Raw genomic sequence first — 21,867 nt, 5'->3', positions numbered from 1 at the left:
GGTTACTGCACGATCAGGTTGTTGAACAGCAGATCATCAACCAGTGGCTTGCCTTCTTCATTCTCCAGTACCTGCTGGACCTGCTTCAGGGCTTCCTGACGCAGCTTTTCCTTGGCCTCGACATTGCTCATGCTTTCCAGATTCTGCTGGGTGAACAGCGCCACCAGCTGGTTACGAATCAGCGGCTCATGATGCTTTACCGCGGTCGCAGCAGCGTCGCTGTTGACCCGCAGGGCTACGTCGGCTTTGTACACATGCAGCTTCGGCCCACCACCCAGGGCGTAGTTACCCACGAACGGTGGGCTCAGGGAGATGTAGGAGACCTTAGGCTCCCCTTCTTTGGCTTCTTCGGCCATGGCCGCCATCGGCAGCATCAGCGCCAGTACCATCAAGATCCACGCTTTCACGAATTCGCTCCTCAAACAGTTGGCGCCAGCATACCCAGCGCACCGGTCAAACCCAAGCCCGGGCTTATGCCGGCCTATCAGGACGGATCATGCTCGTTGACCCGGCACCTGACCCACCTACACTTATCGGCCACTACGCGCAAAGGAATAGTCCCGATGAAAGCAGTGTTGTGCAAAGCCTTGGGGCCGGCTCAAAGCCTGGTCCTGGAAGAGGTAGCAAGCCCGGTACCGAAGAAGAACGAGATCCTCCTCGATGTGCATGCGGCCGGGGTCAACTTTCCCGACACCCTGATCATCGAGGGCAAGTATCAGTTCCAGCCGCCTTTGCCCTTCTCTCCCGGTGGTGAGGCAGCGGGGGTGATCAGCGCGGTGGGAGAAAAAGTCAGCGACCTCAAGGTCGGCGACCGGGTCATGGCCCTGACCGGCTGGGGCAGCTTTGCCGAGCAGGTGGCGGTGCCGGGCTATAACGTGCTGCCGATCCCTGAGCAAATGGACTTCACCCACGCCGCCGCCTTTGGCATGACCTACGGCACCTCGATGCATGCCCTGCAGCAACGCGCTCAGCTCAAGGCCGGCGAGACCCTGCTGGTACTCGGCGCCTCGGGCGGTGTCGGGCTGGCGGCGGTGGAAATCGGCAAGGCCATGGGCGCACGTGTCATCGCCGCGGCCAGCAGCGCCGAGAAGCTCGCCGTGGCCCAGGCCGCCGGCGCCGATGAACTGATCAACTACGGCGAGCACAGCCTCAAGGACGAAATCAAACGCCTGACCGCTGGCAACGGTGTCGATGTGATCTACGACCCGGTCGGTGGCGACCTGTTCGACCAGGCAGTACGCGCCATTGCCTGGAATGGCCGACTGCTGGTGGTGGGCTTTGCCAGCGGGCGCATCCCGCAGCTACCGGTAAACCTGGCACTACTCAAGGGTGCGGCAGTGCTCGGCGTGTTCTGGGGCGCTTTCGCGCAGCGTCAGCCAGCTGACAACGCGGCAAACTTCAAGCAGCTGTTTGCCTGGTTCGCCGAGGGCAAGCTCAAGCCACTGGTGTCACAAACCTTCCCGCTGGCCGAGGCTGGAGCGGCCATCGACCTGCTCGGTCAGCGTAAAGCGGTGGGTAAGCTGGTGGTGACCATGCCGGAATAGGACTGCTTCACAGCCGATCGCAGACTGCCGCCAGCGCCTACAGGTTATGCATTCGATCTTTGTGGCAACGTCGGAACCGGGCCTCCAGGTTACGATCCGGCATGGCATGCGTGCGCAATGCGTTGAGGGTCTGCTCGACGTAGTCACGTGTACTGCCGTAGCGCCCCTTGGCGTTGGCGAAAATCTGACTGAGCAGATCGTCAGGCAGGTTACCGGCGTAGCACGGCAAGTGTCGTTCCAGCACAAAACCCAAGGCCTGGACCTTGCTGCCATCATCGAGGCGGCAGTTCAGCCAATGTGGCCGATAGGCCGGATAGGGCATTTCGCGTTGCCACAGGGCCAGCAGGGAATCTTCCAGGCATTCGTCTGGCAGGCGGTAGGCAAAGCCGCTGCATGAACCGCCACGGTCAAGGCCGAAGACCAGGCCCGGGCACTCCGGGGTCCCCCGGTGCTCGTGCGACCACAGGTAAAGCCCGCGATGGTAACCATGCACCCTGGCACGCCGACGCTCGGCGGCATTGCACTCCGGGCGCCAGATCAGCGAACCGTAGGCAAACAACCAGACCGGACCACCCTGGTGGCGCGACAGGGTGTGCTGAACTGAAAGTTGAAGTTGCTCGCGAGACAGTTGCTGTCCGAAATCGAGCAACGGAGGATACGCCACAGGCAAAGATGCAGTTTCAATCGCCGACATAGCTGCCGCCAGAATTCCCCGTGAACTACTGAAGTGAGTCACTGTAAACGAATACGTTATCAGCGTACTTACCGTACGGCAGATTGGGTATTGAACACAAGCCTCACCTCGCCCCGGAAACTCTCTGCAGCAAGGCGTTGAGCAAACTGCCGGGTGTCATTTCAAGTGTAGCGAAAGTTAATTACGCTGCCGGTAATAATAATTGCCTATGCCCGGTACAAACAGCCGCGGTTATTTAGCCCGGCACGCTATTGCAGCGTGCCGTATTCCGTCATTCAAGCGCGCGGCGCATAAGCGAATACATCGGCACGCATCTGGTGAGCGTCCATTCCCGCTTCGACCAATGCATCGAGGGTGGCATAAATCATATTGGGCGAACCGCTGGCATAAACGTGCACACCCGCCAGATCGTTCAAGTCCTCGCAGACTGCCTCATGCAACATCCCGCAGCGCCCTTCCCAACCACACAGGTCGCTGACCACCTTGTGCAGGAACAAGTTCGGCAGCCGCTCCCATTCAGCCCAATGCTCGATCTGATAAAAGTCTTCCGGAAGACGAACCCCCCAGTACAGATGAACCGGATGCTTGAAGCCCTGGGCCCGGCAGTGCTCGATAAGACTGTGCATCTGCGCCATACCGGTGCCTGCGGCAATCAGCACCAACGGACCATCGGGCAACTCGGCCAGATGCGTATCACCGAAGGGCATCTCCAGCCGCGCCATACCATTGCGCTGCAATTGAGCGATCAACTCCACCGCGCTGTTCTCACGGGCCAGCACATGCAACTCAAGGTCGCGCCCGCTGTGCGGTGCCGAGGCCAGGGAGAAGGCCGCCTTGTCGCCCGCTTCGCGTTCGATCATCAGGTATTGGCCAGCGTGGTAACGCGGCGGTTTGCCCGCTGGCGCCCGCAGGCGTACCCGCCAGACGTCGCCACCGACCTCAACGCACTCACTCAACTGACAGGCCAGTGTCCGTACCGGCAACTCGCCTAACGCGAGCACGCCATCCCATAACAAGACACAGTCCTCCAGCGGTTCGGCGATGCAGGTGAACAGCTCGCCATGATCACGCTCCTGCCCGTCCTGAAGTACTCGTCCTTCCACCAGCAACGCAGCGCAGACATGGCAGTTGCCATTGCGGCAGCTCTGCGGGCAGTCGTAGCCAAGACGCCGCGCCCCATCCAGAATCCTTTCTCCGGGGTTGAGCATCAACACCGCCCCGGAAGGCTGCAAGGTTACCTGCATTTAGTCTATTCCCAACTGGTTCCACAGCTCATCGATCCGCCGGGTGACAGCTTCATCCTTGACGATGACCCGTCCCCATTCACGGGTGGTTTCTCCCGGCCACTTGTTCGTCGCGTCCAGGCCCATCTTCGAGCCCAGGCCGGAAACCGGTGAAGCAAAGTCCAGGTAGTCGATCGGAGTGTTGTCGATCATCACCGTATCGCGCTTGGGGTCCATGCGCGTGGTAATCGCCCAGATCACATCATTCCAGTCTCGGGCATTGATGTCGTCATCGGTGACAATAACGAACTTGGTGTACATGAACTGTCGCAAAAACGACCAGACCCCGAGCATGACGCGCTTGGCGTGCCCCGGATACTGCTTCTTCATGGTCACCACCGCCATGCGGTAGGAACAGCCCTCAGGCGGCAGGTAGAAGTCAGTGATCTCCGGGAACTGCTTCTGCAGGATCGGCACGAAGACTTCGTTGAGCGCCACACCGAGAATCGCCGGTTCATCAGGCGGGCGGCCGGTGTAGGTACTGTGATAGATCGGGTTCTTGCGGTGCGTGATGCGCTCGACGGTGAACACCGGGAAGCTGTCCACTTCGTTGTAGTAGCCGGTGTGATCGCCGTACGGGCCTTCTGGAGCGATCTCGCCCGGATGAATCACACCTTCGAGGATGATTTCGGCGGTAGCCGGAACTTGCAGGTCGTTGCCACGGCACTTGACCAGCTCGGTACGGTTACCACGCAACAGGCCCGCGAAAGCGTATTCGGACAAGGTGTCGGGCACCGGGGTGACAGCCCCGAGGATGGTTGCCGGATCCGCACCCAGGGCCACAGAAACCGGGAACGGCTGGCCCGGGTGTTTCTCGCACCACTCGCGGTAGTCCAGGGCGCCGCCGCGATGGCTGAGCCAGCGCATGATCACCTTGTTACGGCCGATCACCTGCTGGCGATAGATCCCCAGATTCTGGCGCTCCTTGTTCGGCCCGCGGGTCACGGTCAGGCCCCAGGTAATCAGCGGCGCCACATCACCCGGCCAGCAATGCTGCACCGGCAGCATACCGAGGTCGACGTCGTCGCCCTCGATGATCACTTCGTGGCAGGCCGCATCCTTGACCACTTTCGGTGCCATCGATACGACCTTCTTGAAGATCGGCAGCTTCGACCAGGCATCCTTGAGGCCCTTGGGCGGCTCAGGTTCCTTGAGGAAGGCCAACAGCTTGCCGATTTCGCGCAGTTCGCTGACCGACTCGGCGCCCATCCCCATGGCCACCCGCTCCGGGGTGCCAAACAGATTGCCGAGCACCGGAATGTCGAAGCCCGTGGGTTTTTCGAACAAGAGCGCCGGGCCTTTGGCGCGCAGGGTGCGGTCGCAGACTTCGGTCATTTCCAGGACTGGAGAGATCGGAACCTGGATGCGCTTGAGTTCGCCGCGCTGTTCCAGGCCACGGATAAAGTCGCGCAAATCGCGATACTGCATGCAAAAGCCTCGTATTCGCCGTACCGGTCGGGGTGCAAAGTGTATCGCCTAACCCGGCCGGCCAGAATAGCCAAAGTACAGATAGCAAAAAGCCGGGTTGCCCCGGCTTTTGCGCAACGCACTCGTTTACTTGCGCTTCATCGACAAGAAGAACTCGTCGTTGGTCTTGGTCTGCTTGAGCTTGTCGATCAGGAACTCAATGGCCGCGACTTCATCCATCGGGTGCAGCAGCTTGCGCAGGATCCACATGCGCTGCAGCTCGTCGTCGGCGGTCAGCAGCTCTTCGCGACGGGTACCCGAACGGTTGATGTTGATGGCCGGGAATACACGCTTCTCGGCGATCTTGCGGTCCAGTGGCAGCTCCATGTTGCCGGTGCCCTTGAACTCTTCGTAGATCACTTCGTCCATCTTCGAACCGGTTTCAACCAGCGCAGTGGCGATGATGGTCAGCGAGCCGCCTTCTTCGATGTTACGCGCAGCACCGAAGAAACGCTTTGGCTTCTCCAGGGCGTGGGCATCGACACCACCAGTCAGGACCTTGCCGGAGCTCGGGATCACAGTGTTGTAGGCACGCGCCAGACGGGTGATCGAGTCGAGCAGGATGACCACGTCTTTCTTGTGCTCAACCAGGCGCTTGGCCTTTTCGATGACCATTTCGGCAACCTGCACGTGGCGGGTTGGTGGCTCGTCGAAGGTCGAGGCCACCACTTCGCCGCGCACAGTGCGCTGCATTTCGGTTACTTCTTCCGGGCGCTCGTCGATCAGCAGGACGATCAGGTGGCACTCGGGGTTGTTACGGGTAATGTTGGCCGCGATGTTCTGCAGCATGATGGTCTTGCCCGCTTTTGGCGGCGCAACGATCAAACCACGCTGGCCTTTACCGATCGGGGCGCAGAGGTCTATCACCCGGCCGGTGAGGTCTTCGGTGGAGCCGTTACCGGCTTCCATCTTCAGGCGCTCGTTAGGGAACAGCGGCGTCAGGTTTTCGAACAGAATCTTGTTCTTCGCGTTTTCCGGCCGGTCGAAGTTGATGGTGTCGACTTTCAGCAGGGCGAAGTAACGCTCGCCTTCTTTTGGCGGACGGATCTTGCCGACGATGGTGTCGCCGGTACGCAGGTTGAAACGGCGGATCTGGCTTGGCGAGACATAGATGTCGTCCGGGCCGGCCAGGTAGGAAGCATCCGCCGAGCGCAAGAAGCCGAAGCCGTCCTGGAGAATCTCCAGCACGCCGTCACCGGAGATTTCCTCGCCGCTTTTCGCATGCTTTTTCAACAGGGAGAAAATCACATCTTGCTTGCGCGAACGGGCCATATTTTCTATGCCCATCTGTTCGGCCATTTCGAGCAGATCGGTAATCGGCTTTTGCTTGAGTTCAGTCAGGTTCATAAGGGGAGTGACGTAATCATGTAAGAAGGGGAAATTAAGCTTCTGGCTTAATGAAGCCGCGCCGCAAAGAAGGCGACAGGATCGCGTACTGATTCGAATTAGGGATGCGTCGGCGACGGCGTGCAGAGGGCACCGAAGAAGCAGTGCGAGGCCGAATGTAACACCTGCTTTTTCTGGCGTCTAGTCACCCGATAAAGAAAAGCCCCGGCGAATGCGGGGCTTTTTTCACTCAGATATTGGCGTCCAGGAACGCTGCCAGCTGAGACTTGGACAGTGCGCCGACCTTGGTGGCCTCGACGTTGCCGTTCTTGAACAGCATCAGCGTCGGGATGCCACGCACGCCGTGCTTGGCCGGGGTTTCCTGGTTATCGTCGATGTTCAGCTTGGCGACGGTCAGTTTGCCCTGGTAGGTAGCGGCGATGTCGTCCAGAACCGGAGCGATCATTTTGCAAGGGCCGCACCATTCAGCCCAGTAGTCGACCAGCACCGGGCCTTCAGCCTTCAGGACTTCGGCTTCGAAGGTGGCGTCAGTGACGTGTTTGATAAGATCGCTGCTCATGGAAGTCTCCAAGGTCGTAAGCAAAAAAACGTGGCCCATCATAGCTGCACCGGCGACTTACAGGAAGTCACGGACGATTGAGTGTAACTATAGTTGTGCATGACCGCGCATATCAGTGCGGTCACAGGAAAGTCATATTTCCTCCATCAACCTGCCCCACATCAAGCCTTGATAAGCTGCGCGTTGGCGTCAGCCCTGGATCGTGGCAGGATTGCCGGGTTATCGACCGAGAAACCATGACCATGCCGCAAACCACAGCCAAGAATCTGTCCTTGATCGCTGCCATTGACTTGGGCTCCAACAGTTTCCATATGGTTGTGGCCAAGGCCCACCATACCGAGATCCGCATCCTAGAGCGGCTCGGGGAGAAGGTTCAGTTGGCCGCTGGCATCAACGAAGAGCGCCAGCTCAACGAAGAGTCGATGCAACGCGGCCTCGATTGCCTGAAGCGCTTCGCCCAACTGATCAGCGGCATGCCGGACGGCGCGGTGCGTATCGTCGGCACCAACGCCCTGCGCGAAGCACGCAACCGCAGCGAATTCATCCGCCGCGCCGAAGAAATTCTCGGGCATCCGGTCGAGGTAATTTCCGGCCGCGAGGAAGCCCGCCTGATCTACCTCGGCGTTTCCCATACCCTGGCCGACACACCCGGTAAACGCCTGGTCGCCGATATCGGCGGCGGCAGTACCGAGTTCATCATCGGCCAGCGTTTCGAGCCGTTGCTGCGCGAGAGCCTGCAAATGGGCTGCGTCAGCTACACCCAGCGCTACTTCCGCGACGGCAAAATCACCCCGGCGCGCTATGCCCAGGCCTACACCGCTGCGCGCCTGGAGCTTATGAGCATCGAAAACGCCCTGCACCGCCTGACCTGGGACGAAGCCATCGGTTCCTCCGGGACCATCCGCGCCATCGGCCTGGCGCTCAAGTCAGGCGGCATGGGCAACGGCGAGGTCAACGCCGAGGGCCTGGCCTGGCTCAAGCGCAAGCTGTTCAAGCTGGGCGAAACCGACAAGATCGACTTCGACGGCGTCAAACCGGACCGCCGGGCAATCTTCCCGGCAGGCCTGGCAATCATGGAAGCGATTTTCGATGCCCTGGAATTGCAGCGCATGGACCACTGCGATGGCGCCCTGCGCGAAGGCGTGCTCTACGACCTGCTCGGCCGCCATCACCATGAAGACGTGCGTGAGCGCACCCTGACCTCGCTGATGGAGCGTTATCACGTCGATCAGGGTCAGGCGGCGCGGGTCGAGCGCAAAGCCCTGCACGCCTTCGACCAGGTGGCCGAGGCCTGGGACCTGGAAGACGGCATCTGGCGTGAGCTGCTCGGCTGGGCGGCCAAAGTGCATGAAGTGGGCCTGGATATCGCCCACTATCAGTACCACAAGCACGGCGCCTACCTGATCGAACACTCCGATCTGGCAGGCTTCTCCCGCGAAGACCAGCAAATGCTTGCCCTGCTGGTACGCGGCCATCGCCGCAACATTCCCAAGGACAAGTTCGCCGAATTCGGCGATGAAGGCGTCAAGCTGATTCGCCTGTGCGTGCTGCTGCGCTTTGCGATTCTGTTCCACCACATTCGCGGCACCCAGCAGATGCCCACCGTCACGCTGCACGCTGCTGGCGACAGCCTCGATGTCGAGTTCCCGGCAGGCTGGCTGGAAGAGAATCAGCTGACCCAGGCCGACTTCGGCCTGGAGGCCGAGTGGCTGGCCCGGGTCGGCTTCGTCCTCAGCGTACGCTGAGGACCGGGTTGCTCAGGCGCTCGAGCAGAGCCGCCTGGGCACTGCGCGGGTTCTGGTTGCCGGTCGGCGTGCTGCGCACATAGCGGCCGTCCGGTTGCAGGATCCAGGCGTGGGTGTTGTCGGTCAGGTACCCTTCCAGCTCCTTTTTCACCCGCAGGATCAGCTTCTTGCCCTCGACCGGGAAACAGGTCTCGACCCGCTTGTCGAGGTTGCGCTCCATCCAGTCGGCGCTGGAGAGGAACATCTGCTCTTCTCCGCCGTTGAGGAAGTAGAACACCCGCGTGTGCTCGAGGAAGCGACCAATGATCGAACGCACCTGGATGTTGTGCGACACCCCGGCAATCCCAGGACGCAGGCAGCACATGCCGCGCACCACCAGATCGATACGCACGCCTGACTGACTGGCCTTGTACAAGGCACGGATGATCTTCGGATCGGTCAGCGAGTTGAACTTGGCGATGATGTGCGCAGGCTTGCCCTCCAGGGCAAACTGGGTCTCGCGCGCAATCATGTCGAGCATGCCCTTTTTCAGGGTAAACGGCGCGTGCAGCAGCTTCTTCATGCGCAGAGTCTTGCCCATGCCGATCAACTGGCTGAACAGCTTGCCGACGTCTTCACACAAGGCATCGTCCGAGGTCAGCAGGCTATAGTCGGTGTACAGGCGGGCATTACCAGCGTGGTAGTTGCCGGTACCCAGGTGCGCGTAGCGGACGATCTCGCCGGCCTCGCGACGCAGGATCAGCATCATCTTGGCGTGGGTCTTGAAGCCGACCACGCCGTAAATCACCACTGCACCAGCAGCCTGCAGACGGCTGGCCAGCTGCAGGTTGGACTCTTCGTCGAAGCGCGCACGCAATTCGATCACCGCGGTGACCTCCTTGCCGTTACGTGCGGCATCTACCAGTGCGTCGACGATCTCCGAGTTGGCACCGCTGCGGTACAGGGTCTGGCGCACAGCCAGAACGTGCGGATCCTTGGCGGCCTGGCGCAGCAGATCGACCACAGGCGTAAACGACTCGAAGGGGTGCATGAGCAGGATGTCCTGCTTGCCGACCACGCTGAAAATGTTCTCGGCGTTCTGCAACAGCTTGGGGATCGCTGGCGTGAACGGTGTGTATTGCAACTCAGGGTGACTGTCCAGGCCGGTAATGCTGAACAGCCGGGTCAGGTTGACCGGGCCATTGACCTGGTACAGCTCACTTTCACTCAGACTGAACTGCTTGAGCAGGTAGTCCGAGAGGTGTTTAGGGCAGGTGTCGGCCACCTCCAGGCGCACGGCATCGCCATAACGACGCGAGAACAACTCACCCCGCAGGGCCCGGGCCAGGTCTTCGACGTCTTCGGAGTCCAGCGCCAGGTCGGCGTTACGGGTCAGGCGGAACTGATAGCAGCCCTTGACCTTCATGCCCTGGAACAGGTCATCGGCGTGAGCGTGGATCATCGAGGACAGGAAGACGTAATTGTCACCCGGTCCACCCACGTCCTCGGGCACTTTGATCACCCGTGGCAACAGGCGTGGCGCCGGAATGATCGCCAGACCGGAATCACGGCCGAAAGCGTCGACCCCTTCAAGCTCGACGATAAAGTTCAGGCTCTTGTTCACCAGCAACGGGAACGGGTGCGTTGGATCGAGGCCGATCGGGGTGATGATCGGCGCGATCTCGTCGCGGAAGAAGCGCCGCACCCAGGTCTTGAGCTTGGTGTTCCAGTGACGGCGACGGATAAAACGGATCTGGTGTTTTTCCAGCTCCGGCAGCAGCACATCGTTGAGGATCGCGTACTGACGATGGACCTCGCTGTGTACCACTTCACTGATCCGCGCCAGCGCCTGGTGCGGCTGCAGGCCGTCAGCGCCGGCCTGCTCGCGGGCAAAGGTGATTTGCTTCTTCAGGCCCGCCACGCGAATTTCGAAGAACTCATCCAGGTTGCTGGAAAAGATCAGCAGGAACTTCAGCCGCTCCAGCAGCGGGTAGCTCTCATCCAGTGCCTGTTCCAGCACACGGATGTTGAACTGCAGCTGGGACAACTCGCGGTGAATGTACAGACTGCTGTCATCCAGACCGGGGATAGCGATGGCCGGTGCAGCCGCCACCGGGGCGGGCGCAGGCGCTGGCGTCTCGACCTCGGCCACAGGCTCAGGCACCGCAGCAGGCTCCGGCGGTGTTTCGAGCATCGGCTCCGGCACGGGCTGGGCTTGCTTCATCTCGATATCACTGAGTACTTCGTTATTCATCTGGCGTTCCTGAAGGGCGTTACTGCCCTCTCATCAATTGAGCAGCGCGAACAGCGAAATAGGTCAGGATGCCATCGGCTCCTGCCCGTTTGAAGGCCGTGAGGGATTCCAGGATCACCCCTTCACTGAGCCAGCCGTTCTGGATCGCGGCCATGTGCATGGCGTATTCGCCACTGACTTGATAGACAAAGGTCGGGACCTTGAATTCATCCTTGACCCGATAAAGGATATCCAGATACGGCATACCTGGCTTGACCATGACCATATCGGCACCTTCGGCCAGGTCCGCCGCCACTTCATGCAGGGCTTCGTGGCTGTTGGCCGGGTCCATCTGGTAGGAGGCCTTGTTGGCCTTGCCCAGGTTCAGGGCCGAGCCGACCGCATCGCGGAACGGGCCGTAATAAGCGCTGGCGTACTTGGCCGAGTAAGCCATGATACGCACGTTGAGGTGGCCAGCCAGCTCCAGAGCTTCACGAATGGCCTGGATCCGGCCGTCCATCATGTCCGACGGGGCTACCACCTGGGCACCGGCTTCGGCATGGGACAAGGCCTGACGCACCAGGGCATCGACGGTAATGTCGTTCTGTACGTAGCCTTCTTCGTCGAGAATACCGTCCTGACCATGGGTGGTGAACGGGTCCAGGGCGACGTCGGTGATCACACCCAGCTCCGGGAAACGCTCACGCAAGGCACGGGTGGCGCGCTGGGCGATACCGTCCGGGTTCCAGGCTTCGGCGCCGTCGAGGGATTTTTTCTCGGTTGGCGTCACCGGGAACAGGGCCAGGGCTGGAATCCCCAGCTTCACCCACTCTTGCGCCGCTTCCAGCAACAGGTCGATGCTCAGACGCTCGACACCCGGCATCGAGGCGACTTCCTCACGGCGGTTTTCGCCATCGAGGACAAACACCGGCAAAATCAGGTCATCGACGGTCAGCACGTTTTCGCGCACCAGGCGACGGGAGAAATCGTCACGACGGTTGCGGCGCAGACGGGTGGCAGGAAACAAACGGTTAGCGGGGGTAAAGCTCACGGCAGACTCCTGAGCCCGCGCAGGCGGGCGAGCGCGACAGTTATAAGCGGCCATTATGACGCTTGAATGACAGCCTGGGACAACCCTGCGACTTGAGGACGCAGTCATTGTCCTTGTAGGAAATGTTAACGTCGAGACACATTTGGATACTTTCCCCAACGGCCACGAAGGGTTAGGCTGCGCGTTCATTTCGCCAGCACCCAGAAAATGCTCCAACAATTCCTGCAGGATTTTGGTTACTTTGCCCTTTTTCTCGGCACGTTTTTCGAAGGTGAGACCATCCTGGTTCTCGCAGGCTTCCTTGCGTTCCGCGGATACATGGATATCAACCTGGTGTGCCTGGTGGCCTTCTTCGGCAGCTATGCCGGCGACCAGCTGTGGTACTTCATGGGACGCAAGCACGGGCGCAAATTGCTGGCGCGCAAACCGCGCTGGCAGCTGATGGGCGACCGGGCGCTGGAGCACATCCGCCGCCACCCGGATATCTGGGTCCTGAGTTTCCGTTTCGTCTACGGCTTGCGCACGGTCATGCCAGTGGCCATTGGCCTGTCCGGCTACCCGCCACGCCGCTACCTGCTGCTCAACGGCATCGGTGCGGCGGTCTGGGCCCTGGCCCTGGGCGCTGCCGCTTATCACTTCGGCGCCATTCTCGAAGGCCTGCTGGGCAACGTGAAAAAGTACGAGCTATGGGTGCTCGGTGGCCTGCTGGCCTTCGGCGGCTGCCTGTGGTTGCGGCGTCGCGTCAATGCGGCACGCGTCGCCCGCAAGGAAGCGGCGGCCATGCAGGCCGAACAGCGCGCCCCGGACCAGGACAGCGACCGGCCCTAAGCCAAGCAATTTTCGTTGTCGTCCTCACCCTGAACAATTAACACTGCGCCGTTTCCAGAATCCAACTACAAAGGATTTTGAGAAGATGGACGCGGTGATCGGACATCTGCCAATTTAGAGGCGATCTAACGCCTCGACTCGGGAGTAGTGAGCATGACCAAAAAAAAAGTTGCAGTGATCCTTTCCGGCTGTGGTGTCTATGACGGCGCCGAAATCCACGAGAGCGTGATCACCCTGTTGCGCCTCGACCAGCGCGGCGCCCAGGTGCAATGCTTTGCGCCGAACATTGCGCAGATGCATGTAGTTAACCACCTGACCGGCGAAGAAATGCCCGAATCGCGCAACGTCCTGGTGGAATCGGCGCGCATCGCCCGCGGCAATATCAAGGATCTGCGTGAAGCCGATGCCAAGGACTTCGACGCCCTGATCGTGCCCGGTGGCTTTGGTGCAGCCAAGAACCTGTCGAGTTTCGCCGTTGACGGCCCCGGTTGCAGTGTTCACCCAGATGTACTGGCCCTGGCCGAAGCCTTTGCCGAAGCCGGCAAGCCGGTCGGCCTGATCTGCATCTCCCCCGCCCTGGCGGCGAAGATCTACGGCCCTGGCGTGGTCTGCACCATCGGCAACGACGCCGATACCAGCGCAGCCATCGTCAAGATGGGCGGCACCCACGAAGAGTGCGATGTCCATGACATCGTCGAAGACACCCAGCGCAAGCTGGTCAGCACCCCGGCCTATATGCTCGCGCAGTCGATCAGCGAAGCCGCTGGTGGCATCTACAAGCTGGTCGACCGGGTGCTGGAACTGACTCACGAGAACGATTGAGCCCGCTCCCAAAGTGATCACCGGTGGGAGCGGGCTTGCCCCGCGATCAGTTGGGAAAGTCGCGCGCCAGACGCGTGAGGATGCGGTCCAGAGAATTGGCGAAAACCTGCTTCTCGCGATCTCCATAAGGCGCCTGCCCACCGCCGACCTGCCCCTGCTCGCGCAGGTCGGTGAACAGGTTACGCACCGCCAGACGTTCACCCATGTTGCGCTCGTCGAACTCTCGCCCACGCGGGTCAAGGCAGGCCACGCCGTTCTTGACCAGCCTGTCGGCCAACGGCACATCACTGCAGATCACCAGCTCACCCGGCACCGCATGCTCGACCAGGTAATCGTCGGCAGCATCCGGCCCGCTGGGCACGACGATCAACCTGACGCAGGTGAAAGCCGGTTTGATCTGGCTTTGCCCGGCCACCAGCACCACCTCCAGCTGACGTTTCAGGGCAAATTTGACGACCTGATCCTTGGCCGCCTTGGGGCAGGCATCGGCATCAATCCAGATACGCATGACAACAGATTCCAAAGAATACGGGCGGACAGTATCCCTGCTCGCCCGCTCGCCTTCAAATCAGCCCGCTGACACCCGGCGTTTCTCGGCCAGACGGCTGCGTCCGTACAGAATCGCAATGGCCAGCAAGGCAACCACTTGCGCCGCCAGCGAATAGGCATCGGCGTGGATGCCCAGCCAGTCGAAGTCAAAGAACGCCACCGGACGGGTACCGAACACCCCGGCTTCCTGCAGTGCCTTGACCCCGTGACCGGCAAACACCACCGACAACGCACACAGCAGTGCGGCGTTGATGCTGAAGAACAGCGCCAGCGGCAGCCTCGCCGAACCGCGCAGGATCACACAGGCCAGCCCCACCAGCAGCACCAGCGCTGTAGCACCACCCGCCAGAACTGCCTGATGCCCGGCAGGTCCGGCCTGCAGCCACAGCGTTTCGTAGAACAGAATCACTTCGAACAGCTCGCGGTAAACTGAGAAGAACGCCAGCAAGGCAAAGCCGAATCGCCCGCCACCGCTGACCAGGCTGCTCTTGATGTAGTTCTGCCAGGCTGCCGCGTGCCGACGATCGTGCATCCACACGCCCAGCCAGAGCACCATGACACTGGCGAACAGCGCCGTGCAGCCTTCAAGCAGTTCGCGCTGAGCGCCACCGACATCGATGACATAGGCCGCCAATGCCCAGGTGCCGAAACCGGCCAGCAACGCCAGGACCCAACCGATGTTGACGCTACGTACCGCCGACTGCTGGCCGGTGTTGCGCAGGAAGGCGAGAATCGCTGCGAGCACCAGAATGGCTTCCAGGCCTTCGCGCAGTAGGATCAGCAGGCCGGAAATGTAGCTCAGCGACCAGCTCAGGCCATCACCGCCGAGCAAGTCGGCGGCTTCCTTGAGTTTCGCCTTGGCAGCCTGCAGACGCTGACTGACCCGCTCAAGCGGCAGGCCGTCCTGGAGCGACTGGCGGTAGGCCATGAGCGACTTTTCAGTGTCCTTGCGCACATTGGCATCGACGTTGTCGAGGGAGCTTTCGACCAGCTCAAAGCCTTCCAGGTAGGCCGCCACCGACAGGTCGTAGGCCTGTTCATGGTCACCGTTCTGGTAGGCCGCCAGGCTCTTGTCCAGGGTGTTGGCGGTGTAGTCCAGCAACTGCGCAGGGCCGCGTTGCACCTGCGCAGGTTGGGCGCGCTGGGCGCGGAACACTGCCGCCGCTTCCAGCCCTTGCGATGCTTCAACCTCAAGCGGCGTCTGGCGCGCCAGATCAGCGAGGTTGTAGGTTGTTTCGCCCTTGGCCTTGGCCGGATCTGCGGTGAAGCTGGCGATGTAGGTGGCCAGGTCCCAGCGCTGACGCTCGTCGAGCTGGTCGGCAAAGGACGGCATGTCGGTGCCTTCGATGCCTTGCCCCAAGGTGTTGTAGAGATCGTACAAGCTCAGTCGAGCAAGGCGCTCGCCGCTGCGCAGGTTGGCCGGCGGCGGCTCCAGGCCTGCCCCTGCCGGGCCGTCACCAGCACCGCTGTCGCCATGACAGACCGAGCAGTGCTGTGCATACAAGGGCGCACCGCGGGTGGGGGCTGGGGTGATGAGGGGGGCCTGGCTCACTTCATAGGCAACAGCCAGCTGCGCGCCGAGATGGCGCGCCTGCTGCGCGACACTGGCACCGTCCTGACGCTGATTGATCGCCTGGCGCAGGCTGACCACACCCTGCTCCAGCGCTTGCCGCTCGCCACGGGCCGGCAAGCCAGCGATCAGACCTTGCAGCACGTCGGTAAACTCCAGCTGCTCGCGGTATTCGCCGTCATCCACGACCTTGCCCGCCTCGACTGTCGCCGGATAGTCGGCACCGATGTAGTCAAGCAGGTGCAAGGCCTTGGCGGCGTTTTCGACAGTGTCGGCCAGCAGCACAGAACTGCTCAGTGCCAGCACTGGCCAGAGCAACCAGGCGAGCAAGCGGGAACGGGGAATCATGAGCCAATCTCAAATAACAATGCGAGGTATTGCATTGTTCACTTCCAATGGCGATCGCTCAAGGTTTGCGGGGCAATCTAAGTAAAATTTAGTGACAATTTCATCTCAGGCACAAAAAAGGCGACTCTGAGGTCGCCTGTATTTTTTACGGTGGGAGCGGGCTTGCCCCGCGATAGCGATCTGTCAGTCGCATCGCCTCGCGGGGCAAGCCCGCTCCCACAGTGAACAATCACGCATTCAGACCGGCGCCCGACGAATCGTCGCCAGCAAGGTCGCAGCCCCGAGGAACAAGCCGGCAAATGTGCGGTTCATCCGTCGCTGCTGCTTAGGTGTGCGCAGCAAACGCAATACCCGCGCCGCCAGACCGGTGTATCCGGCCATGACCAGCAGATCGACGGTGACCATCGTCGCGGTGATGATCAGGTACTGCGGCAGCAGTGGCGCATGCGGGTTGATGAACTGTGGCAGTACCGCCAGCATGAAGACCAGCGCCTTGGGGTTGCTGACGTTGACCAGAAAGCCGCGAAACACCAGTCCCAGCGGCTTGCCGATAGGCCGTACGGCAGACTCGTCGCTGAGGTCAGCCGGCAAGGCGCGCCACTGTTTGACCGCCAGGTAGACCAGATAGGCGACGCCGAACCATTTGATCACCTGGAACGCGGTAGCTGACGCTGCGAGGATGGCACCAACGCCGGCGGCAATGATCGCAATCTGCAGCACCAGGCCCAGCTGCAGGCCCAGGGCGTTCCAGTAGCCGCGCCAAAAGCCGTACTGCAGGCCACAGGACATCGAGGCAATTGCCCCGGCGCCCGGTGAGAGACTGATCACCCAGCAAGCGGCAAAAAATGCCAACCACGTTTCCAACGACATCGCACACCTCGGCCATGGCTTGTTGCAAAGCTCTAAGCTAGTGCGCGGGCGAAAAAATAACCACAATTTTTTCAGCGACCGGTCAATTACCAGCGGTTTTGTCTTCACCCACCAGAGGCACAATCTCAGCGCCGCGCCAGCGCCTGACCGACTTCTGGAAAAACTGGCTGTTGGGCACCTGGACAGTCGCACCACCGGCCTCTGGCAATTCGATCAGGGTAGTGAACAGCAGGTTGATGGCCACCACTCGCCCTTTCACGCCGGGTTTGTCGATGGTCTCGACCAGTTCCACCACGTCGCCGATACGAAACGGCCCGACGGTGAAGATCAGCACCGCACACAGCAGGTTCGACAGCACACTCCACATGGCGAAGAACGCCACCGCCGCGACAGCGACGAAGCCGGACAAGGCCGTCCACAGCACCGTGGCGGAAACGCCCAGACGCTCAAGTACGAATACCAGCGCACTGCCCATGATCAACCAGCGCAGGCCGCCGCGCACCGGCACCATCAGCTCCGGTGGTAAGGCATAACGCTCGCACAGGCGCTTCAGGCAACGCCCGACCAGGCGCTGCAGGACAAACGCGGCGCACAGGATCAGCAAAATCTTCAAGCCCAGCCAGAATGGTGCAATCCACTCCGGCGGCACTGGCAATTGCAATGATGCCATCAAGACAACGCCTCCAGCTCCGCCTGCATGGTCTCCAGCTGCTCAAGGGCGGCCATCCAGGCTTCTTCCAGTTCTGCTTCGCGGACTTTGAGCCTGGCCTGTTGGGCCAGCAAGTCGCGCAACTCATCCTTGCGTGCGGCCTCGTAGAGGGCACTGTCACCGAGGCTGGCATCAATTTTTGCCAGCTGCTCATGCAGGGTTCCCAGCTCGCGCTCAAGCTTGTCGGCTTCACGCTTGTGCGGGGCCAACTGCTGACGCAACGCTGCCGCCGCCTGACGCTGGGCTTTTTTGTCGGTCTTGTCGGCGTTGACCGGCGCAGTACTGACTGGCGCGTTGCGCTGGCGGTACTCGACCAGCCAGCGGGTGTAGTCGTCAAGGTCGCCGTCGAAGGTCTCAACCTTGCCGTCGGCCACCAGCAGGAAATCGTCGGTGGTGCTCTTGAGCAGGTGCCGGTCGTGGGAAACCACCAGTACCGCACCGCTGAACTCCTGCAGCGCCATGGTCAGCGCCAGACGCATTTCCAGGTCCAGGTGGTTGGTCGGCTCGTCAAGCAGCAGCAGGTTCGGACGCTCCCAGGCGATCAATGCCAGGGCCAGGCGGGCCTTTTCACCACCGGAGAAGTTCAGCACCGGCTCATCGATACGCCCGCCACGGAAGTCAAAGCCGCCGAGGAAGTCGCGTAACGTCTGTTCGCGCTCGCTCGGTGCCAGACGCTGCAGGTGCAGCAACGGGCTGGCCTTGTTGTCTAGCGAATCCAGCTGGTGTTGGGCGAAGTAACCCACCGACAGGTTCTCACCGCGCACCAGGCGTCCGCTCAAGGGCTCCAGCTCACCGGCCAGGTTCTTGATCAGGGTCGACTTGCCGGCACCGTTGGGGCCGAGCAAACCGATACGCGCACCCGGAGTGAGCTGCAACTTGACCTTCTCAAGGATGGTCTTGTCGCCGTAACCCAGGCGGCCTTCGGACAGGTCGAGCAAAGGGCTGGAGATCTTCTCCGACTCCCGGAAGGCGAAGTCGAACGGCGAATCGACATGGGCTGCCGACAGCTCTTCCATACGCTCCAGAGCCTTGATCCGGCTCTGCGCCTGGCGTGCCTTGGTGGCCTGCGCCTTGAACCGGGCGATGTACTTCTCCATGTGCGCGCGCTGGGCCTGGTGCTTCTCGTAGGCCTGTTGCTGTTGCGCCAGACGCTCGGCACGGGTGCGCTCGAACGCAGTGTAACCGCCACGGTAAAGGGTCAGCTTGCACTGCTCGACATGGGCAACATGATCGACCACCGCATCGAGAAAATCGCGGTCGTGGGAAATCAGTAACAACGTGCCCGGATAACCCTTGAGCCAGTCTTCCAGCCAGAGGATCGCATCGAGGTCCAGGTGGTTGGTCGGCTCGTCGAGCAACAGCAGATCGGAGGGGCACATCAGCGCCTGGGCCAGGTTCAGGCGCATCCGCCAGCCACCGGAGAAGTCGCCAACGCGGCGGTCCATCTGCTCGTTGGTGAAACCCAGACCGGCCAGCAGTTTGCGTGCACGGGCATCGGCGGTGTAGCCGTCGGCGCTGTCGAGGTCGATATGCAGACGCGCCAGCGCCGTACCGTCATGCGCGGCCTCGGCTGCGGCAAGATCCACCTGAACCTTGCGCAGGCGGGCGTCGCCATCGAGCACATAGTCGACCGCCAGCCGGTCGAGGGTGTCGACCTCCTGGCGCATGTGCGCAATACGCCAGTCGGCCGGCAGCTGACAGTCGCCCGAATCAGGCGTCAGCTCACCGCGCAGCAAGGCGAACAGGCTGGATTTACCGGCACCATTGGCACCGATCAGGCCGGCTTTCTGACCGGCGTGCAGGGTCATCTCGGCGCCTTCTAGCAGGCGCTGGGGACCACGCTGTAAAGTGAGGTTCGATAGTCTGATCATAATGGCCGCGGAGTCTACCAGCTTCGTCGGCAACTGGCGCGAGTGGGACCATGCACACCGACCTGTGGAATTTTGCCCTGAATCTCTACGCCCGCCCAGGCGTCGAGGCCGCCTGCCTGCAATGGCAGGAGCAAGGTGGCGATGTCTGCCTGCTGCTGTGCGCGGCCTGGCTCACTCGCCGTGGGGTAGCGCCGAGCGGGCAACGTGTACACGCCCTGCGTGAACAGGCCGAAGCCTGGCAGGCCGAAGTGGTCAAACCGTTACGCAGCTTGCGCCAGCAATGGCGCCAAGCGGCCACGCGGGATGCGCAGTTGGCGAGATTGCGTGAGCAGGTGAAGGGACTGGAACTGGAGGCAGAGCGCGTTTTGCTTGAGCGCCTGCAAGGGATCTGTGAAGGCTGGGCAGCCAGCAGCGAATCAGGCGGTGACTGGCTGCGCGACCTGGCACCAATGGACACCGCTGTGCATCACGACGCGCTGCACAAGCTGCGCGTCGTGATGCAGTCGACTCAAGATGCTGAAGACGGTGTCTGAGACGGCACTACCGAGGATGCAGGTGCAGTCGGCGCACTGGTCGCCGGTGCAGTGGCTGCAGGTGCTGGAGCGGTGGCAGGCTTGGCGGCAACAGGCTGAGCGGTAGGCTTGGCAGGCGCTTTCGCCGCTGCCGGTTTGGCTGCTGGCCTGGCTGGCGCTTTCGCCGCAGCAGGCTTCGCTGCGGCTGGTTTGACGGCTGGTTTCGCCGCGGCAGTTCTGGCCGCTGGTTTCGCAGCGGCGGTTCCGGCCGCAGGCTTGGCAGCGGGTTTCGCAGCGGCGGTTCTGACCGCAGGCTTGGCAGCGGGTTTCGCAGCGGTGGCTTTGGCTGCCGGTTTAGCAGTTGGTTTTGCCGCTACAGATTTCGCAGGCGCTTTAGCGGCAGCAGGTTTTGCCGCTGCGGTTTTGGCTGCGGGCTTAGCAGGTGCTTTTGCTGCGGCAGGCTTGGCAGCTGCGGCGCGCGCAGGGGCTTTTGCCGCTGGCTTGGCGGCGGCTCTGACCGCAGGTTTGGCGGCAGGCTTGCTCACGGTCTTGGCGGCTGGCTTGGCCGCTGCAGGCGCAGGTTTTGCTTCACGCTGAGTCAGCGCCTTGGCAGCCGCTTCCTTGACCTTGCCAACGCCCTGGGCCAGTTTCAGGCTTTCCTGGGCGTCACGCTTGAGCTGCAGAATGTAGGTGCGGGTCTGCGACTGGCGCTCTTTCAGCGAGTCGAGCAACTCTTCCAGTTCAGCCGCTACCGACTTGGCCTTGGCTTGTGCCTTGGCTTTTCCGGACTTGGCTGCGTCTTGCAGCTTGAGGCGAGACTTGTGCAGTTTTTCTTGTGCCTTACCGCGTTGTTTTTCCAACTTGGCGAGCAATTTTTCAGCATCAGCCAGCGCTTGCGAGCAGGCATTTTCCAAATGATCGAGCAGGCTGCCCGAGAGTTGCTGGAGCAGGTGCAACGGCGTACTTACTGGCTTCTTATTGGCCGACATGGTTTACCTCCTGGCTGACGAGAGTGCGGCTCATACTATGCTTCTGCTGCTACCGCCGCTAGGGCATGTTGACAGTATCGAAGGCGCCGCGTTGCATGCCTGGGCAAAGTTGTTATCGCTGCAGCTGGAATCAAGTGTAGATGCTTCACAAAGTGTTGCTGATATTTACACGAAGTCGCAGGCCAAGGCTGGCATACTTTATTTCCGCCGAAGCAGGAGTGAGCCCGTGCCGCGCTATCTAGTGTTAGCTGTTTTTCTATTGCCGGCAGCGCTCATGGCAGCGCCCGCCGATACCCCGACAAATGACCATGACCTGGCGTACAGCCTGGGCGCGAGCCTGGGTGAACGTCTGCGTACAGAAGTTCCCGACCTGCAATTGCAAGCCTTGCTTGAAGGGTTACGTCAGGCCTATCAGAACAAGCCGCTAGCCCTGAGCAAAGAGCGCATGTCGGTAATACTCAGCGAACATGAAGCCCGCGCCAATGAAGCAGCGCTACACGCGCAAAGTGAACAGCTACTGAGCGCGGAAAAGCGCTTTATGGCCGCTGAGCGAACCCACGCAGGAGTGCGCGAATTAGCCGCAGGCATTCTGGTGACAGAACAGGTCAAAGGCAGCGGCGCCAAACCCGACGCGCAGGGCAAAGTCCAGGTTCGCTATGTCGGCAAGTTGCCAGACGGCACTGTCTTCGATCAGAACCAGCAAGCGCAATGGTTCAATCTGGACAGTGTGATCGAGGGATGGAAAATAGCGCTACCGGAGATGGCGACAGGGTCCAAGTGGCGTCTGGTAATTCCTTCAGCCCAGGCTTATGGTGCCGAAGGCGCGGGCGACTTGATTGCGCCCTATACGCCACTGGTATTCGAGATCGAGTTGCTCGGAGTGGCCGACTGAAGGAC

Annotated in this window: 20 protein-coding genes; 6 read left to right on the top strand and 14 right to left on the bottom strand. The window is 61.2% G+C overall.

From position 1 onward, the window contains the following. Positions 1 to 2: 2 nt before the first annotated feature. Positions 3 to 407, bottom strand: a complete 405-nt coding sequence (locus C6382_RS20470) for a flagellar basal body-associated protein FliL (protein WP_107026155.1) — start codon at positions 405 to 407, stop codon at positions 3 to 5. 156 nt (positions 408 to 563) lie between these two features. On the opposite strand from C6382_RS20470, the gene C6382_RS20465 reads away from it, so the two are divergent. Then, positions 564 to 1,544, top strand: coding sequence for an NADPH:quinone oxidoreductase family protein (locus C6382_RS20465; protein WP_107026154.1), 981 nt, complete (start codon positions 564 to 566; stop codon positions 1,542 to 1,544). A gap of 37 nt (positions 1,545 to 1,581) precedes the next feature. On the opposite strand, the gene C6382_RS20460 is transcribed toward C6382_RS20465, so the two are convergent. From C6382_RS20460 to trxA, 5 genes are all read right to left on the bottom strand, one after another. Next, a complete protein-coding gene (locus tag C6382_RS20460; RefSeq protein WP_107026153.1) occupies positions 1,582 to 2,238 on the bottom strand; it encodes a gamma-glutamylcyclotransferase in 657 nt (218 codons plus the stop codon). A 275-nt stretch (positions 2,239 to 2,513) separates the two neighbouring features. Then, entirely contained in the window at positions 2,514 to 3,482 is a 969-nt protein-coding gene (locus C6382_RS20455; RefSeq protein ID WP_107026152.1) for a CDP-6-deoxy-delta-3,4-glucoseen reductase, read from the bottom strand. Next, positions 3,483 to 4,949, bottom strand: a complete 1,467-nt coding sequence (gene ubiD / locus C6382_RS20450; protein WP_107026151.1) for a 4-hydroxy-3-polyprenylbenzoate decarboxylase — start codon at positions 4,947 to 4,949, stop codon at positions 3,483 to 3,485. A 126-nt stretch (positions 4,950 to 5,075) separates the two neighbouring features. Then, positions 5,076 to 6,335 carry a transcription termination factor Rho gene (gene rho, locus C6382_RS20445; RefSeq protein ID WP_028942380.1) on the bottom strand — a complete coding sequence of 420 codons (1,260 nt, stop codon included), beginning with the start codon at positions 6,333 to 6,335 and terminating at the stop codon, positions 5,076 to 5,078. A 229-nt stretch (positions 6,336 to 6,564) separates the two neighbouring features. Continuing rightward, a complete protein-coding gene (gene trxA, locus C6382_RS20440) occupies positions 6,565 to 6,894 on the bottom strand; it encodes a thioredoxin TrxA (protein ID WP_045201042.1) in 330 nt (109 codons plus the stop codon). 242 nt (positions 6,895 to 7,136) lie between these two features. On the opposite strand from trxA, the gene ppx reads away from it, so the two are divergent. Further along, positions 7,137 to 8,639 carry an exopolyphosphatase gene (gene ppx, locus C6382_RS20435; protein ID WP_107026175.1) on the top strand — a complete coding sequence of 501 codons (1,503 nt, stop codon included), beginning with the start codon at positions 7,137 to 7,139 and terminating at the stop codon, positions 8,637 to 8,639. Here the strand turns inward: ppx and ppk1 are convergent. Together ppk1 and hemB are read right to left on the bottom strand one after the other, a co-directional pair. Beyond that, positions 8,626 to 10,812, bottom strand: a complete 2,187-nt coding sequence (ppk1, locus tag C6382_RS20430; RefSeq protein WP_371919641.1) for a polyphosphate kinase 1 — start codon at positions 10,810 to 10,812, stop codon at positions 8,626 to 8,628. The two genes, ppx and ppk1, sit on opposite strands and share 14 nt — an antisense overlap. 79 nt (positions 10,813 to 10,891) lie before the next feature. Continuing rightward, positions 10,892 to 11,902, bottom strand: a complete 1,011-nt coding sequence (hemB, locus tag C6382_RS20425) for a porphobilinogen synthase (protein ID WP_107026149.1) — start codon at positions 11,900 to 11,902, stop codon at positions 10,892 to 10,894. Between the two features lie 207 nt (positions 11,903 to 12,109). On the opposite strand from hemB, the gene C6382_RS20420 reads away from it, so the two are divergent. Together C6382_RS20420 and elbB are read left to right on the top strand one after the other, a co-directional pair. Then, the gene (locus tag C6382_RS20420; RefSeq protein WP_107026148.1) at positions 12,110 to 12,730 is read left to right on the top strand and encodes a DedA family protein; all 621 of its coding nucleotides are present in this window, start codon (positions 12,110 to 12,112) and stop codon (positions 12,728 to 12,730) included. 153 nt (positions 12,731 to 12,883) lie between these two features. Then, positions 12,884 to 13,552 (top strand): isoprenoid biosynthesis glyoxalase ElbB, encoded by a 669-nt coding sequence (elbB, locus tag C6382_RS20410; protein ID WP_107026147.1) that lies wholly within the window; start codon positions 12,884 to 12,886, stop codon positions 13,550 to 13,552. Positions 13,553 to 13,598: 46 nt separating this feature from the next. Here the strand turns inward: elbB and C6382_RS20405 are convergent, their stop codons facing one another. From C6382_RS20405 to C6382_RS20385, 5 genes are all read right to left on the bottom strand, one after another. After that, on the bottom strand, positions 13,599 to 14,060 hold the full coding sequence (locus C6382_RS20405) for a YaiI/YqxD family protein (protein ID WP_107026146.1): 462 nt from the start codon (positions 14,058 to 14,060) through the stop codon (positions 13,599 to 13,601). Between the two features lie 60 nt (positions 14,061 to 14,120). Beyond that, a complete protein-coding gene (locus tag C6382_RS20400; RefSeq protein ID WP_107026145.1) occupies positions 14,121 to 16,019 on the bottom strand; it encodes an FTR1 family protein in 1,899 nt (632 codons plus the stop codon). A 237-nt stretch (positions 16,020 to 16,256) separates the two neighbouring features. Beyond that, complete coding sequence (locus C6382_RS20395; protein ID WP_107026144.1) at positions 16,257 to 16,889, bottom strand: LysE family transporter; 633 nt, start codon at positions 16,887 to 16,889, stop codon at positions 16,257 to 16,259. Between the two features lie 82 nt (positions 16,890 to 16,971). Continuing rightward, on the bottom strand, positions 16,972 to 17,559 hold the full coding sequence (locus C6382_RS20390) for a mechanosensitive ion channel family protein (protein ID WP_107026143.1): 588 nt from the start codon (positions 17,557 to 17,559) through the stop codon (positions 16,972 to 16,974). After that, positions 17,559 to 19,469 (bottom strand): ATP-binding cassette domain-containing protein, encoded by a 1,911-nt coding sequence (locus tag C6382_RS20385; RefSeq protein ID WP_107026142.1) that lies wholly within the window; start codon positions 19,467 to 19,469, stop codon positions 17,559 to 17,561. The genes C6382_RS20390 and C6382_RS20385 overlap by 1 nt, the downstream gene beginning before the upstream one ends. A 50-nt stretch (positions 19,470 to 19,519) precedes the next feature. On the opposite strand from C6382_RS20385, the gene C6382_RS20380 reads away from it, so the two are divergent. Continuing rightward, positions 19,520 to 20,002 (top strand): TIGR02444 family protein, encoded by a 483-nt coding sequence (locus tag C6382_RS20380; protein WP_107026141.1) that lies wholly within the window; start codon positions 19,520 to 19,522, stop codon positions 20,000 to 20,002. On the opposite strand, the gene C6382_RS20375 is transcribed toward C6382_RS20380, so the two are convergent. Beyond that, complete coding sequence (locus C6382_RS20375; protein WP_107026140.1) at positions 19,978 to 20,970, bottom strand: AlgP family protein; 993 nt, start codon at positions 20,968 to 20,970, stop codon at positions 19,978 to 19,980. The genes C6382_RS20380 and C6382_RS20375 overlap by 25 nt on opposite strands. A 226-nt stretch (positions 20,971 to 21,196) precedes the next feature. Here C6382_RS20375 and C6382_RS20370 point away from each other — a divergent pair, with 226 nt between their 5' ends. Next, positions 21,197 to 21,862 (top strand): FKBP-type peptidyl-prolyl cis-trans isomerase, encoded by a 666-nt coding sequence (locus C6382_RS20370; RefSeq protein ID WP_107026173.1) that lies wholly within the window; start codon positions 21,197 to 21,199, stop codon positions 21,860 to 21,862. The last annotated feature ends 5 nt before the right edge of the window (positions 21,863 to 21,867 follow it).

Source organism: Pseudomonas sp. BBP2017 (genome assembly GCF_003024385.1).
Taxonomy (GTDB): Bacteria; Pseudomonadota; Gammaproteobacteria; order Pseudomonadales; family Pseudomonadaceae; genus Aquipseudomonas.
This window is presented reverse-complemented; position numbering and strand designations above follow the sequence as displayed.

What these genes read in the sequence shown, in the direction of transcription:
- C6382_RS20465 (WP_107026154.1), top strand. Translation starts at nt 564, where the DNA reads ATGAAAGCAGTGTTGTGCAAAGCCTTGGGGCCGGCTCAAAGCCTGGTC.
- C6382_RS20460 (WP_107026153.1), bottom strand. Translation starts at nt 2,238, where the DNA reads ATGTCGGCGATTGAAACTGCATCTTTGCCTGTGGCGTATCCTCCGTTG.
- C6382_RS20455 (WP_107026152.1), bottom strand. Translation starts at nt 3,482, where the DNA reads ATGCAGGTAACCTTGCAGCCTTCCGGGGCGGTGTTGATGCTCAACCCC.
- ubiD (WP_107026151.1), bottom strand. Translation starts at nt 4,949, where the DNA reads ATGCAGTATCGCGATTTGCGCGACTTTATCCGTGGCCTGGAACAGCGC.
- rho (WP_028942380.1), bottom strand. Translation starts at nt 6,335, where the DNA reads ATGAACCTGACTGAACTCAAGCAAAAGCCGATTACCGATCTGCTCGAA.
- trxA (WP_045201042.1), bottom strand. Translation starts at nt 6,894, where the DNA reads ATGAGCAGCGATCTTATCAAACACGTCACTGACGCCACCTTCGAAGCC.
- ppx (WP_107026175.1), top strand. Translation starts at nt 7,137, where the DNA reads ATGCCGCAAACCACAGCCAAGAATCTGTCCTTGATCGCTGCCATTGAC.
- ppk1 (WP_371919641.1), bottom strand. Translation starts at nt 10,812, where the DNA reads ATGCTCGAAACACCGCCGGAGCCTGCTGCGGTGCCTGAGCCTGTGGCC.
- C6382_RS20420 (WP_107026148.1), top strand. Translation starts at nt 12,110, where the DNA reads ATGCTCCAACAATTCCTGCAGGATTTTGGTTACTTTGCCCTTTTTCTC.
- elbB (WP_107026147.1), top strand. Translation starts at nt 12,884, where the DNA reads ATGACCAAAAAAAAAGTTGCAGTGATCCTTTCCGGCTGTGGTGTCTAT.
- C6382_RS20405 (WP_107026146.1), bottom strand. Translation starts at nt 14,060, where the DNA reads ATGCGTATCTGGATTGATGCCGATGCCTGCCCCAAGGCGGCCAAGGAT.
- C6382_RS20400 (WP_107026145.1), bottom strand. Translation starts at nt 16,019, where the DNA reads ATGATTCCCCGTTCCCGCTTGCTCGCCTGGTTGCTCTGGCCAGTGCTG.
- C6382_RS20395 (WP_107026144.1), bottom strand. Translation starts at nt 16,889, where the DNA reads ATGTCGTTGGAAACGTGGTTGGCATTTTTTGCCGCTTGCTGGGTGATC.
- C6382_RS20390 (WP_107026143.1), bottom strand. Translation starts at nt 17,559, where the DNA reads ATGGCATCATTGCAATTGCCAGTGCCGCCGGAGTGGATTGCACCATTC.
- C6382_RS20385 (WP_107026142.1), bottom strand. Translation starts at nt 19,469, where the DNA reads ATGATCAGACTATCGAACCTCACTTTACAGCGTGGTCCCCAGCGCCTG.
- C6382_RS20380 (WP_107026141.1), top strand. Translation starts at nt 19,520, where the DNA reads ATGCACACCGACCTGTGGAATTTTGCCCTGAATCTCTACGCCCGCCCA.
- C6382_RS20375 (WP_107026140.1), bottom strand. Translation starts at nt 20,970, where the DNA reads ATGTCGGCCAATAAGAAGCCAGTAAGTACGCCGTTGCACCTGCTCCAG.